The organism is Pseudonocardia sp. Ae331_Ps2, assembly GCF_001932405.1.
Taxonomy (GTDB): domain Bacteria; phylum Actinomycetota; class Actinomycetes; order Mycobacteriales; family Pseudonocardiaceae; genus Pseudonocardia.
Genome location: NZ_MCIM01000002.1, coordinates 85,181 through 97,308 on the forward strand (window position 1 = coordinate 85,181; position 12,128 = coordinate 97,308).

14 protein-coding genes are annotated in these 12,128 nt (G+C 67.4%); 9 read left to right on the forward strand and 5 right to left on the reverse strand.

Features of this window, described 5'->3' with window-relative positions; genetic code table 11:
• The 8 genes from Ae331Ps2_RS28810 to Ae331Ps2_RS28845 all read left to right on the forward strand — a co-directional run.
• A partial coding sequence (locus Ae331Ps2_RS28810) for an IS256 family transposase (RefSeq protein ID WP_139319266.1) occupies positions 1–826 on the forward strand: 826 nt, incomplete at its 5' end.
• Positions 827–891: 65 nt separating this feature from the next.
• Positions 892–1,194, forward strand: coding sequence for a hypothetical protein (locus Ae331Ps2_RS28815; protein ID WP_075313279.1), 303 nt, complete (start codon positions 892–894; stop codon positions 1,192–1,194).
• Complete coding sequence (locus Ae331Ps2_RS28820) at positions 1,191–1,514, forward strand: ribbon-helix-helix protein, CopG family (protein WP_075313245.1); 324 nt, start codon at positions 1,191–1,193, stop codon at positions 1,512–1,514. Before Ae331Ps2_RS28815 ends, Ae331Ps2_RS28820 begins: the two co-directional genes overlap by 4 nt.
• Positions 1,515–1,530: 16 nt before the next feature.
• The gene (locus tag Ae331Ps2_RS28825; protein ID WP_139319124.1) at positions 1,531–1,860 is read left to right on the forward strand and encodes a hypothetical protein; all 330 of its coding nucleotides are present in this window, start codon (positions 1,531–1,533) and stop codon (positions 1,858–1,860) included.
• Between the two features lie 13 nt (positions 1,861–1,873).
• Positions 1,874–2,059, forward strand: coding sequence for a hypothetical protein (locus Ae331Ps2_RS28830; protein ID WP_068800890.1), 186 nt, complete (start codon positions 1,874–1,876; stop codon positions 2,057–2,059).
• Positions 2,060–2,159: 100 nt separating this feature from the next.
• Positions 2,160–3,257: a nucleoside hydrolase gene (locus Ae331Ps2_RS28835; RefSeq protein WP_075329844.1), complete on the forward strand. Its 1,098-nt coding sequence runs from the start codon at positions 2,160–2,162 to the stop codon at positions 3,255–3,257.
• Between the two features lie 17 nt (positions 3,258–3,274).
• A complete protein-coding gene (locus Ae331Ps2_RS28840) occupies positions 3,275–4,048 on the forward strand; it encodes a hypothetical protein (RefSeq protein WP_075313239.1) in 774 nt (257 codons plus the stop codon).
• A gap of 123 nt (positions 4,049–4,171) precedes the next feature.
• Positions 4,172–4,969, forward strand: a complete 798-nt coding sequence (locus Ae331Ps2_RS28845) for an IS5/IS1182 family transposase (RefSeq protein WP_075313237.1) — start codon at positions 4,172–4,174, stop codon at positions 4,967–4,969.
• 91 nt (positions 4,970–5,060) lie between these two features.
• On the opposite strand, the gene Ae331Ps2_RS28850 is transcribed toward Ae331Ps2_RS28845, so the two are convergent.
• The 5 genes from Ae331Ps2_RS28850 to Ae331Ps2_RS28870 form a co-directional block, all read right to left on the reverse strand.
• Positions 5,061–6,284, reverse strand: coding sequence for an MFS transporter (locus tag Ae331Ps2_RS28850; RefSeq protein WP_075313235.1), 1,224 nt, complete (start codon positions 6,282–6,284; stop codon positions 5,061–5,063).
• On the reverse strand, positions 6,284–7,450 hold the full coding sequence (locus tag Ae331Ps2_RS28855; RefSeq protein ID WP_139319123.1) for a GNAT family N-acetyltransferase: 1,167 nt from the start codon (positions 7,448–7,450) through the stop codon (positions 6,284–6,286). The genes Ae331Ps2_RS28850 and Ae331Ps2_RS28855 overlap by 1 nt, the downstream gene beginning before the upstream one ends.
• A 15-nt stretch (positions 7,451–7,465) precedes the next feature.
• The gene (locus Ae331Ps2_RS28860; protein WP_075313231.1) at positions 7,466–8,701 is read right to left on the reverse strand and encodes a 50S ribosomal protein L11 methyltransferase; all 1,236 of its coding nucleotides are present in this window, start codon (positions 8,699–8,701) and stop codon (positions 7,466–7,468) included.
• A 122-nt stretch (positions 8,702–8,823) separates the two neighbouring features.
• Positions 8,824–9,609: a hypothetical protein gene (locus tag Ae331Ps2_RS28865; RefSeq protein WP_075313229.1), complete on the reverse strand. Its 786-nt coding sequence runs from the start codon at positions 9,607–9,609 to the stop codon at positions 8,824–8,826.
• Between the two features lie 71 nt (positions 9,610–9,680).
• A complete protein-coding gene (locus tag Ae331Ps2_RS28870; protein WP_075313227.1) occupies positions 9,681–10,895 on the reverse strand; it encodes an acetyl-CoA carboxylase biotin carboxylase subunit family protein in 1,215 nt (404 codons plus the stop codon).
• Between the two features lie 614 nt (positions 10,896–11,509).
• Between Ae331Ps2_RS28870 and Ae331Ps2_RS28875 the strand changes: the two genes are divergently transcribed.
• Positions 11,510–12,128: transposase family protein (locus Ae331Ps2_RS28875; protein ID WP_084797561.1), on the forward strand; the 619-nt coding region annotated here is incomplete at its 3' end.

A 12,128-nucleotide genomic window follows, 5' to 3' on the forward strand; every position in this document is an offset into this window, starting at 1 on the left:
CACCAGGCTGACCGAGACCTGGAAGACCGAGCAGCAGGCGTTCTCCCACCGGGACCTGTCCGGGGTGGACTACGTGTACGTGTGGGCCGACGGCATCCACGTCACCATCCGCCTCGCCGAGCACAAGTTGTGTCTGCTCGTGCTCATCGGAGTCCGCGCCGACGGGCACAAGGAGCTCGTCGCCCTCGTCGACGGCTACCGGGAATCGACCGAGTCCTGGGCGGACCTGCTGCGCGACTGCGCGCGGCGCGGCATGCGCGCCCCCGTCCTGGCCGTCGGGGACGGCGCGCTCGGGTTCTGGGGCGCGCTACGGGAGGTGTTCCCCGAGACCCGTGAGCAGCGCTGCTGGGTGCACAAAACCGCCAACGTCCTCGCCGCCCTGCCCAAGTCGGCGCATCCGGGAGCGAAGAAGGCGCTGACCGAGATCTGGAACGTCGAAGACAAACACAAGGCCCTCGACGCCGTGACCTGCTTCGACGCCGCCTACGGGGCAAAGTTCGGCAAGGCCGTGGCGAAGGTCCGTGACGACCTCGATGAGTTGCTCGCCTTCTACGACTTCCCCGCCGAGCACTGGCAGTACCTACGCACCACGAACCCGATCGAGTCCACGTTCGCGACCGTCCGCCACCGCACCCGCGTCACCCGCGGGCCCGGCTCACGCACCGCCGGGCTCGCGATGGCGTTCAAACTCATCGAAGCCGCCCAGGACCGCTGGCGCGCCGTGAACGGCCCGCACCTGGTCGCGCTCGTCCGCGCCGGAGCAGTCTTCGAGGCCGGACGACTCGTTGAACGACCCGACGACCACACCCACACCGAAGCCGCCTAAAAGATCTTCATCCACAGGTCTTGACGATTGCTCCACCCCGCCCGCGTTGCGATACAATGCGATACATGGTGGACGATCTCTGGTGGCGGGATCAGGACGCCGACTACATCCGGCGACGCGGCGAGCGCTACCCGGGAGCGACGGGGATCGAACCGGGCTGGACGCTCGAAGCCGCGCAGGACCCCCGACGGATCGTGCGCGACCCGGATCCGAGGAGCCGCAGCGCTGCCCTGCGGATCATCGGCTACTCGCCGACCGCGGGGTTCGTGCTCACTGTGATCGCCACCCGGGCCCACCACGCCGGCGTCACCGCATGGAAGACAAGCGGAGCCGACCTGCGCTCCTACGAACGACAGGAGGGTCCATGACCACCAACGACGATCGCCACACGCACATCGACGCAGAGGTGGCCGCTGTCCGCACCGACTACGCCGAAGAGGAAGCCGAGGCCGCGGAGACCGAGATCGCCGAGCGCACCGCAGCCCTGGATATTCCCCTGAACCTGCGCATCGACCGCGACCTCGACGCACAACTCAAGCAACGGGCCGCCGCCGCGCAGATCCCCACCTCGGCACTGGTGCGACGCCTGCTGCGCGCCGCCGTGCACGACCACACCGCCCCGGTGCTCACAGTGGAACAGGTCGAAGCCATCGCCCGCCGAGTACTCGCCGACACCGCCAACAGCTGACCAGCCTGGCGCCAGCTTGAAAATCGAACAGATGTGCGATGCTGTTGGGGTGGTGAATGAGTCGCCCGCTCAGCGGCGCGCGTCCCAGCTCCGGGAGAACCGCGACCGCACACACGAGGCAGCGCAGAAGCTTCGCCACCGCATCAACGTCGGTCGTTACGCCGGGCTCCGGCACCCGGATGAGCTCTACGTCCTCGCCGCGATGCTCGAAGCCTACGCATTCGAGATGGACCGGTTGCCGTCGCAGACCGAGCGCGCCGCGCTCGCCGCGGTACGGGAGCTGCTCGACGATGACCTGGAGAAGGCGGGGCACGTGGAGCCGCTCTCCGCCGGGGACGGCCACTGAGGAGAGGAACGACATGTCCGACGACCAGCAGGCCTCTACTCCGACGGTTCGGTCCCGCGCCCTCGCTGCCGGGATCACCGAGGAACGGCTCCAGAAGCACTTCGACCGCGGAGCGGTCCTGCTCAACGGGGTTCTAGTGGCAGACCTGGACACCCCGGCACCAGTGGGGACGTCCCGGGTGAACTTCGGCGGGCAGTAGACCACCACCCCGGCCGCCGGTGACCTGCCGAAACATATGGTGACGCCCCGATTCGTCGGGGTGAGCCGGTAACCTACGAGGTGCTCAGGAGGTGAGACCGATGACCAGCCGCCCGGAGGGCGACCTGTCGATCGACCAGGTACGCGCGCACCGCAAGACCATGATCGACGTAGGGCGGAGATTGCCCGGGAGTCCGCTGGCCGAGACCGCGGCCCAGCTGCGCGGCGCGGAGCTGGGCGAGCCGCTGACCAGGGCCCCGATCATCGTCGACACCGATCTGGGCGGGGACGCCGATGATGCCCTGGCGCTGGTCGCGGCCGCCCGGCACCAGCCCGACCTGGCGTTGGTGCTGACCGCGGACGAGACCGGGCCTGAGCAGGGGTACGGACAGCGGGCGCGGTTCGCCCGCCACCTGCTCGATACCGTCGGCCGCCGCGATGTCGCGGTCGCCGCCGGCGCGACCGTGGGGCGCACTGACTACTTCTGCGTCGCCGACCTCATCCCCGCCACCGTCCCGGCGATGCACGGCGGCCGTGACGCGGTCCTGGCCGCCGTGGCCGAGGTCGCTGGGCAGTCGGAGGGCCTGATCCGTTGGGTCGGGATGGCGCCCCTGTCGAACCTGGCTGAGGTGTGTGACCACCTGCCTGAGATCGCCGCCCGGCTGCAGGTGACCCAGATGGGCGGCGCGATCGACTACCGGCGCCCCGACCGCGCCGAGCACAACATCCGCCTCGACGTCGACGCCGCCCGCCGCGTCCTGACCGCCGTGGGCGACGGGCGCCTGACCAAGCCGCGGTTCATCATCTCCGACGTCACCTTCACCGACCAGATCGCCGTCCACGCCGCGCACCCGCTGCATCAGCGCCTGGCCGCGGCCAGCGAGCCGTGGGCCCGGCTGCTGGCAGATCACCTCGACCGCTGGTACGCCGAGCACCACGCCTCGACCCTGCAGCACGACGCACTGACCCTGTCGGCCGCGCTGGGGCTGCCGTTCGTGCGCGCGGCCACGACCCGCATCGCGATGGACGAGATCGGCCGCTGGACCCGGGACGAGGACGGGACGGCTCTCAGGCTGAGCCGCAGCGCCGACTACCCGGCGTTTATGATCTGGCTGGCCGACGCCCTCGAACCGGCCGCCGAGGCCGCGGCTGCACCGGCCACCGCCGCGTCGTCGTCGAGCGCGCGGCGGACGGCCTGAGCACCCCACGCCCCGGCATGCCCGGCGGCCCCGGTGATCTGGCCGCGATCCACCGCAGCCACGAGCTCCGCTCCACCGACGAGCAGGAGGCTGTGGGCCGCGCCTACGAGGCGTTCCGGGCCCACCACGGGCGGTTCGTCGCCGCGGTGAGCGCTGAGATGCTGCCCGATCTGCATCGCGACGTCGCCGAGCGCGGCGCTCGGATCGTGTTCCTCGGTCGCGACGGGCACTCCTATGCCGCAGCCGTCCGCGGTCTGGCCCCTGACTTCTACGAGCGGCACTGCACCGAGATCGTCCTGTCGCGGGCGGTGGTCGAGGCGGCCCTGGCCGATCTCGAGCACAACGCCGGCGCCCGGTTCGACGCCGTGGAGAGCTTCCGCGGGCGCGACCGCGTCGACCCGACCGCGGCCGCCGGGGCGTTTCAGGCGCTGTCGGACTACCTCGACGACGCTGACATCCCGACCAGCGACGGCGCGCTCACCCTGGTCGACAACTCGTTCAAGGGCACCATCCAGGAGCTCTACAGCGCCGCCTTCCCCGGCGTGGAAGTCCGCGGCCGCTACGCCATCCACGCCGCCCACCCCGACGACCCGCACCCGGGCACCAAGACCGGCTACGCCCTGCACCAGCCCGCCGCCGGCCGCTGGCGCGGCTACCCCCTGGCCGAGCTCCCGGACGAGCCCGAGCTGACCCTCGGCGCCGCCGAGGCCGTCGCCGCGATCGAGCACACCCTGCACGGACCCGACACCAGCCCGATAGAACTGACCGACGACCTCGATCACCAACAGTGAGCCTTTGCCAACCTGGTGTTTGGCCTGGTCAGCGGGTGTGCGGCGTGGCGTGGCCTCGGATGGGTGAAGCTCCTGGTAGACGGGCGATTGACTAGATCAAACCGCCTGACCAGGAGCTTCAAAGTGCTGTCCTACCCGTCCGGGATGACCGTGTCCAGCCGCGCCCTCGTGATGTTGTCCGATGCGCTGCGATCTCACCGCAATCAGCGCCGGAGCCGCTGGCGCAAGCTCACCACCGGCCGCCAGGCCCTGCTCGTGCTCGCACATCTGCGTAAGGGCGAGACCTACTCCGACCTGGCCTGCGGGTTCCGGATCGGGACCTCGACGGTGTACCGCTACCTGCGCGAGGCGATCGCGCTACTCGCGGCGATGGCCCCGACCCTGGAACAAGCGATCGAGATCGCCCGCGGGAAGGCGTTCGTGATCCTCGACGGCACCTTGTTACGCATCGACCGGGTCGGCATGGCCAGTGGCTACGACCGGGCCTTCTACTCCGGTAAGCACAAGGCCCACGGCGTGAATGTGCAGGTCATCGCCGACCCCGCCGGCAGGTTGGTGTGGATCTCGCCGCCGTTGCCCGGGGCGCGGCACGACATGGGCGCCGCTCGCGAGCACGGCATCATCGACGCCCTCACCGAGCATGAGATCCCGGCGGCGGCCGACACCGCCTACCAGGGCGCCGGACCCACCGTCGCGGTCCCGCAGCGCCGCCGCCGCAAGGATCCCGACACCGGCCGCTACCGAGGTCTGTCGACGAACCAGAAGGCCGTCAACGCCGCGCACGCCCGCCGCCGCGGCCCCGGCGAGCGGGCCAACGCCGAGCTGAAGAACTGGAAGATCCTGCGCAAGATCCGATCCAGCCCCAACCGGGCCGGCGACCTCATCGCCGCAGTTCAGAGCCTCATGATCGCCAACGCTTGATCAGGTTGGCAAAGGCTCAGTGCGACGACCTCTGGATCGCAGGCGGCCACCGGGCGGACTTCGGCTCTTGTGGGCTGGTCCATCATCATGATCAAGTGATCATCTCATGGTTCAGTCGGTGCCCACGGCGCGGTGCGGCCGCGACGAAGGTGGCGCACCACACGAGCGCCGTGACGGATGCGATGCCGAACATCAGTCCGTACCCCCCGGTGAGGTCGAACGCGATGCCGCCCAGCCAGGTTCCGGCCGCGGCGCCGAGCGCGCTACCGACCTGTACGAGGCCGGATACCCGCCCGAGTACAGGTCCCGCGAACATGTCGCCGGTTCCGGCGCTGCGGGCACCGATCACACCGCCAACCACGAGGCCCAGCCCGGCAGACAGGACTGCGACCAACCACTGCGCCGGAAGCTGCGCGGCCCCGATGAGCAGCACGATGTAGGCCAACCCAGCGGTCACCCCGACGCGCTCCCGCCCCCACCGGTCCGATGCTGCCCCAGCGGTGAGCTGTCCCGCGATGTAGCCAAGCGACGCGATGCTGAGAATGAACCCGGCGGAAGCCACCGAGTAGCCGGAGGTCACCAGGAATGGTGCCAGGTGCTGGAAGACAACGAAGTCGAGCACGCTCGCCGCTACAGCGGCGATGAACAGGAACCAGAACGCTGGGAAAGCCAAAACAACACCGATCCCAACGGTTCTTGCCGGGGCCTCGTCAGGCCCGTCGGTTCGAACAGAGGTGAGTGTGCGTCGATGTAACATGAGGAACGCCAGCGCGACGACGCCGGCGACGATCCCGGCGACCAGGTAGGCGACCCTCCAGCTGTATGCGGAGATGATCTGGCCGAGTAGGTTGAACAACAAGAAGTTCCCAAGCCCAACGCACGCATAGGCTAGGCCGAGCGCTCGGCCGCGGAACTCGGTCGGGTACGAGTTCGACACCATGACCTGGGCGGCGACGATCAGCACGGTCGTCGCTGTCGAGAGGACGAGGGCGTACAGAACATAGAAGTGCCACAGCGCCGTCGCCCGCGACGCCACGCTGAGTCCCACGCCGACGATGATGAACCCGGCGGGCACGGCTCGCCCTGGCCCGTACCAGTCGACGAACCTGCCCACGAGCGGTGCCGACAGCGCGCTACATAGCAAGTAGACCGAGTACATGCTCGATGCCTCACCGCGGGTAATTCCAAGATCGCGGGTGAAGGCGAGCGAGAACAGCGAGAAGCCTTCGACTAGCCCGAAGATCGTGCCCAGGGCCAGCCCGCCCAGCAACGCCGTCTGCCAGAAGGACAGGCGCTCCCGCAATCCCGCCGCCATTAGGCGCCGCCCACAGCGAATCGCGGCGGCCCGGTGAACGTCTCGGGGATCTCCAGCTTGTTACTCTCGTACGCTTCTGCGATCCGACTGCGGGTGCGGCAGTGCTGATCCAGGCTGGCAATTCCCTCGCGGACGAGCTCGCGACCGTCCGGGCCAACGCCAGTGAACCAACTGACCAACGGCTGCGGGTGGAATCCCATCCGGACCTTGAAGCCGTACATGCTACGGCCCATCTCGATCCGCTTCACGCCGAGGCGTTCGGCCAGCTGCAGGGTCTGAGCGTATAGCGCGTAGTAGGTACCAAGTTCTTTATGGTGGTCGTAGTTGAGTCCTGCAATCCAGGCGTAGAGCGTTTCTTCGAAGTGCATCAGGACGAAGCCGCCGAGCAGCTCATCATTCAGCCAGATGCTCACGAAATACACGTACTCACGCAGATTCTCGAAGATGCTGTACAGGTTCTCCGGCGGGTTGATCGTCGCGACCCCGTGTCGGGCGCACACGTCCTCGACGAGCTTCGCGAACCGCTCGACGTCGCCGGACTCGATGGTCGTTCGGATGTGCGCGCCCGACCTGAGCGCCTTCGTAGACAGCCTGCGGAACTCCCGGCGGAACTTCTGGCTCCGCAGTGTGTCCAGGTGCGCCTGCGCTGTGCCCGCGAAGTCGACGCCGCTGGTTGCTTCGGTGTAGACGGGGCTGAAGCCACGCTTCTCCAGCTCGGAGCCAAGCGGGTCGGACTCGGGGACCCCGGGGAAGCCGAAGACAGGCACGCCGAGGTGGGTCGCGACCTCACCCACGGCGCCGACCAGGTCGTCGACGATCTCTGCGGGGTCGATGACCGAGCAGACTCCGTTAAAGTATGAGTACCACGAGTGCCCGACCAGCATCCGCGTGTGCAGGATCGGGTGGTCGAAGTCGTAATCGGGGCCGTAACCGACGTAGTGTGGGTCTTCCTGCACCTCGTAGAACGGCGCGACGGCATCGAGGCGGCCGTCGGTCCGGTGGCAGAAGTGGCGGGCATGGAACAACGGCGCCGGCGGCGCCGTCTCGTACGCCGTCAGCCACTGATGACTGTGGAAGACCGACCCTCCCGCTCGGATTACGACATCGTTCCACTCCCCGGCATCCACGTCGTTCATCGAGTCGTGCACGGTCCAGCCTGAAACCACTGTCACTCCTTACATCTACCGGGGGCGCAGGATCCCGATGTCCTCGAGTACCTCAGCTAGGAGCGCGACGGCCAATTCCAGGCCTGCCTGAGCGGCGGGACCAGCTGGGATGCGCGCGGCCGCCACCTCAGCTGGCGCTTTCCCCGTGGAGAGCTCACCACCGAGAGCGTGCATGTCGCGGCCCACGGTGCGCACGTGCTCCTCCCCCTGGACCGACCAGAACTCGTCGGGCATCAGCCGCAGTCGCGAGCAGTAATCCGTCCACACGGCCGTGTCGTGGATCTTGCGGACCGGGCCAGGCCGCCATAGACGGTCTAGGTCGAGCCTGGTGAGCGGTGCTGCGTAGGCGATCCCGGGCCTGCCGGGGGCGAGGTTCATAGTCGAGCAGAAGTACGTTGTCCGACCGTCGGTCCGACGCGTGCCCGACAGTTGGTCAACGATGTCATCCGGGTCAGCTCCGGTGATGCTGGCGATCCGCTCTGCGGTTATTGCGTCCCGCAGCCGCATCGGCACCGCGGAGTCGGCGGCGATGGAGATCGCGTGCTGCGGAAAAATCTCGCGGAGTTCAGTGAGCACCTCGGGCTCGGCTTCGCCCATGCTCTGAAACCGCATCGTCACCCGTCGCGGCGGTCCTGCGGCCAGCTGCATCCAGAACGTCCGGATCAGGTCGAGTCCGTCCAGGCCACCGTTCCCGGCCGTCGGGTAGGGCATCCCGGAGGGCACGGGGACGCCCGGAAGATTCGTTATCACGTGATCGAACTCGGCAAGGTCAACGTCGGAAAAATGCCGAACCTCGGTGGTGACCTCAGCGCCGCCGGGGTTGAGCGCGCAAGTCATCTCGGTGGCCCGCACCGCGTCTGGGAGGACGTCGATCGCGCGGACCGAACCCGCGGTCCGCGCGGCGGCCGCCGTCGCGACCCCGGAGCCGGAGCCGATGTCGAGCACGGCGTCCCGCGGTGTCGCGGCGAGGACAGCTTGAGTGAACTGGAGTGAGTCCTCGCCCAAGTGGACCTCGTGCTCGGTGCTGTAGTCGCGGTCAGCGGCGATCAGCAGCCCGGCGAAAGCGCTCAGGCGCCACCGCCCGGTGCGGTAGACGCCGCCATTGGATGTCACGAGGCCGGCGTCGACCAACGCGCGCCCGATATCGTCACGGATCGACGAATGCCCGACGTCGAGGCCAATGTGCAGCAGTCGAGCCAGCTCGTCACGTGGGTATGGCGCGGCCCCCGCTGGGGAGGCGTCGGTCAGCACCTCCCCAGCGAGCCACGGTTCCCACGTATTGAGACACCCACGACGGCGCCCGTCGAGCAGACCAGGCAGGTCTACTCCCCGGAGCACTTCGGCGACAGTAGAAACCGCGGGGGACACGACGATCATCCGAAGTGCCGCTCGTGGGTCTCCGGGTACAGGTCCTCCATGCTGGAATGGTCAACGGGCCGAGTCAGGTCCGATTCGGTGGCGAATGTGTAGCAAACGATCATACGCTCGGCGTCCTCGGAAAGCGGCGCGACCCGGTGCAACGCGGTGTCGGCCTTGAGCAGGTACGCATTGCCGACCCCCGGGTGTCGGCGGACCACCGGACCCTTCGCGACGAGTTCGTCTACCCGCGGGTTCTCACGGTCCCACGGGGCGCGCGCGATGAAATCGACACTGCCGCCGATTGTCTCGTCCGGGATCTTGAAGATCCAAACGAGCGCCCAGGTGTAGTCGTCCCAGTGCCATCCGTGCACGTCTCCGGCCTCGTGCAGCCGGGCAGCGATGTACTCCTCGGGAGTGTAAGGAACCGGCAAGACGGTCTCACCGACGATCTGCTCGAGGTAGCTTCGTAGCCCGCGGCTGTGGAACAACTCCGGAACGACGGTGCAGCCAGCCGCGAGCGCGTCACGGTCAAGGTTGGAGTACTTACGCGGAGTGTGGCCGCTCTGGGCGACGACGATGTCGCGCCGCTTCGCCTGTTTGTTGAATAATTCCTCGACCTCGCCGAAAGCGACGTCGAATACCCCAGGCGGGGTAAATCCGACAATCTCGGCGAAGTCGGTCTCCTGATAACTGCGACGCAGATCGAAGATCTGCGACTGCATCGCCTCAGACGCAAAGTGCTCGTCAGTGACCTCACGGATGGTATCCAGCGACTCCCGGATCGTGGCGACTACAGGCATGCCTCTCCTCCGTTCCTCTATTTCACGAATGCGGGCGAGAAAGAATCACTCGCCGCATGCCGACATCGATATTAGTACGTGGTCGGCAAGGAGTCTTCCTTCTTCGTGCCACCAGGAGGTGAACAGGTGGCGTCGGCGGAAGGATCGCAGGTGATAGCCAGTCCGCTCTCGAAGCTGTCGAGGTGCCGCTGACAGCGGTCGGCAGATTTCGCTCGGACAACGGCAAATCCGATGCGATCGAGGAAAGCGTGCGGCGGCGTTCGGAGCACGGTTCCGAGTTCCACCTCGCGCGTGAAAGCGTACAGCCAAGGAGCGGACCTGATCTTCGGGTCCAGATAGAGGCCTACCAGCCTGCTCTCCGCCGCGGGGTAGAAGAATCGGATCGCGGCGGCCGCCAGCCCGCCTCCTTCGGTCCCCTCGGGCATGGCAGGGAGGTCCACCCCGCACACTGCGGCGGCGGCCTCGACAACCTGATCCCGTCCGGTTGCCAGGCGTACGAGCAGTGGAATCAGGTCCCCACCGGGCCTCGCTCCGATCTCGATCACGCGCGGTCCAGTACGGGTCAGGCGCAGCTCAGTGTGGGTCGCACCCCAGGTGATCTCGACGGCAGCATGCGTGGCTTGAACTACGGAGACGATCGCCGAGTCGTCCGCAGTCACCGGCTCCCTCGGCGCGACCACGTGCCCAATCTCCTCGAAGTACGGTGCAGGTCCGAGAGACTTTCGTGTAACAGCCAGGATCTCGGGGACGCCGTCTCGGACCACGCACTCCACCGAGATCTCCGGCCCATCCAGAAACTCCTCGACCAGGAGTCGCCCACCAGCCGAGCCATAGACACCGTGTCCAGAGTTGGCGGCGACGGCGTAGGCAGCGTCGAACTCGAAGTCGGCGTCAACCCGGATCACGCCGATGCTCCCAGCGAGTGCCTGTGGCTTCAGCACTACTGGGTAGCCGAGCTCCTGGGCTGCGGCACGCGCCGCGTCACGGGAGTCGACCCGGACGCTTCGGGCTGACGGGACGTTGCCGGTTTTCAACCGCGCACGCATCTCGGCCTTGTCTCGGCACGCACGGGCGGTCGAGATCGAGTTGGCACGAAACCCAGCGCCTGCGCCGACCTCTGCCGCTGTCTCGACGGCAAACTCATCGTAAGTGAATATTCCATCGAAACAGTTGAGGTTTCGACGGACATACTCAGAAACGACTGCCGGATCGCGGTGATCAATGGCGACGTGTCTGTCGACAACCGCTCTCTGCGATTCGTTGGCGGAAGCGTCGAGCAGTGTCACCCGAAAGCTGCGCGCCAACGCTTCGAGTGAATATCCCCGGTAAACCGGATCGCCAGCACCTAAAAGCAGTAGCCTCGGCAGCAGCATCTTCCACCCCAAATGCTATTTATCACCTTGCGGGGCCCCCTAACTCCGGAGAGTGAACCTACACGACGGACCATCACGGCATGAAGAGCTGTGACATAGAGCATTTCAAGCCACGGGCATCCGGACCCGGCGTGGAACCGGCTCTTCCGGGAGTGGACTGCAGGTCAGGCCCCAGCAGGTCGACAGTCGATGGCTGAGAGACGACGGTCCGGGGCGTAACCATCATCAGTGAGCCTTTGCCAACCTGGCTGGGACGGGGTGGGTGGATATCCTCCGAGGCCGCCCGCTGGCCCGCCTGTTCCCTGTCGATGCAGGTCACCCCGGTGACTCCGCCAGCCTCCGATGTCGCGTCTCAAGCTTCTGACCAGGGCCAACGTCAGGTTGGCAAAGGCTCACTGAGGTGTTCTCAGTAGCGGGGTGGCAGGTCGTGGCGACACGCCGAGGGTGGTGAGATGAGCGGGAACGGGGCAGGACCCCGGTAGATCGGTTCGGTCCAGCACAGATCGACACCGTCACCGAGGTCCTGCATGTCTGATCCTGTCACCTACACCGCTGTCCTCCCGATCGGGGAGCGCACCGTGGCCTATCTGGCGCGGCTCCTGGTCCTTCAACGCCGTCGACGTGGCACCCGGCGGCGGGCGTTGACCCCGTTCGCCCAGGCAGTGCTGGTGATCCGCTGGTTCTGTGATGCTACCCGGGTCCGATGTTTGGCCGGTGACAACGCGATCAGCACTGCAACGGCCTACCGTTACCTGCACGAAGGCATCGACGTCCTCGCCGCGGCCGCACCCGGCCTGCACGGAGCCCTGCTCGCCGCCCGCACAGCCGGGCACACCCACGTGAATCTCGACGGCACCCTGATCGCCACCGACCGGTGCCGCGCGCTCGGCCTCACCCCCGGGGTCGACCTGTGGTGGTCGGGCAAGCACCGCCGCCACGGCGGGAACATCCAGGTCCTCACCGCACCTGATGGATGGCCGCTATGGACCAGCGACGTGCGGCCGGGCCGCGAGCACGACACCCGCTGCGCCCGTACCCACCCCGGGCTGCTCGAGGGCCTGGCCGCGTTCACCGACGACACCCACGCCGCGCTGGGCGACCTCGGCTACGAAGGCGAAGCCGACCGGCTCACCGTGCCCATCAAAC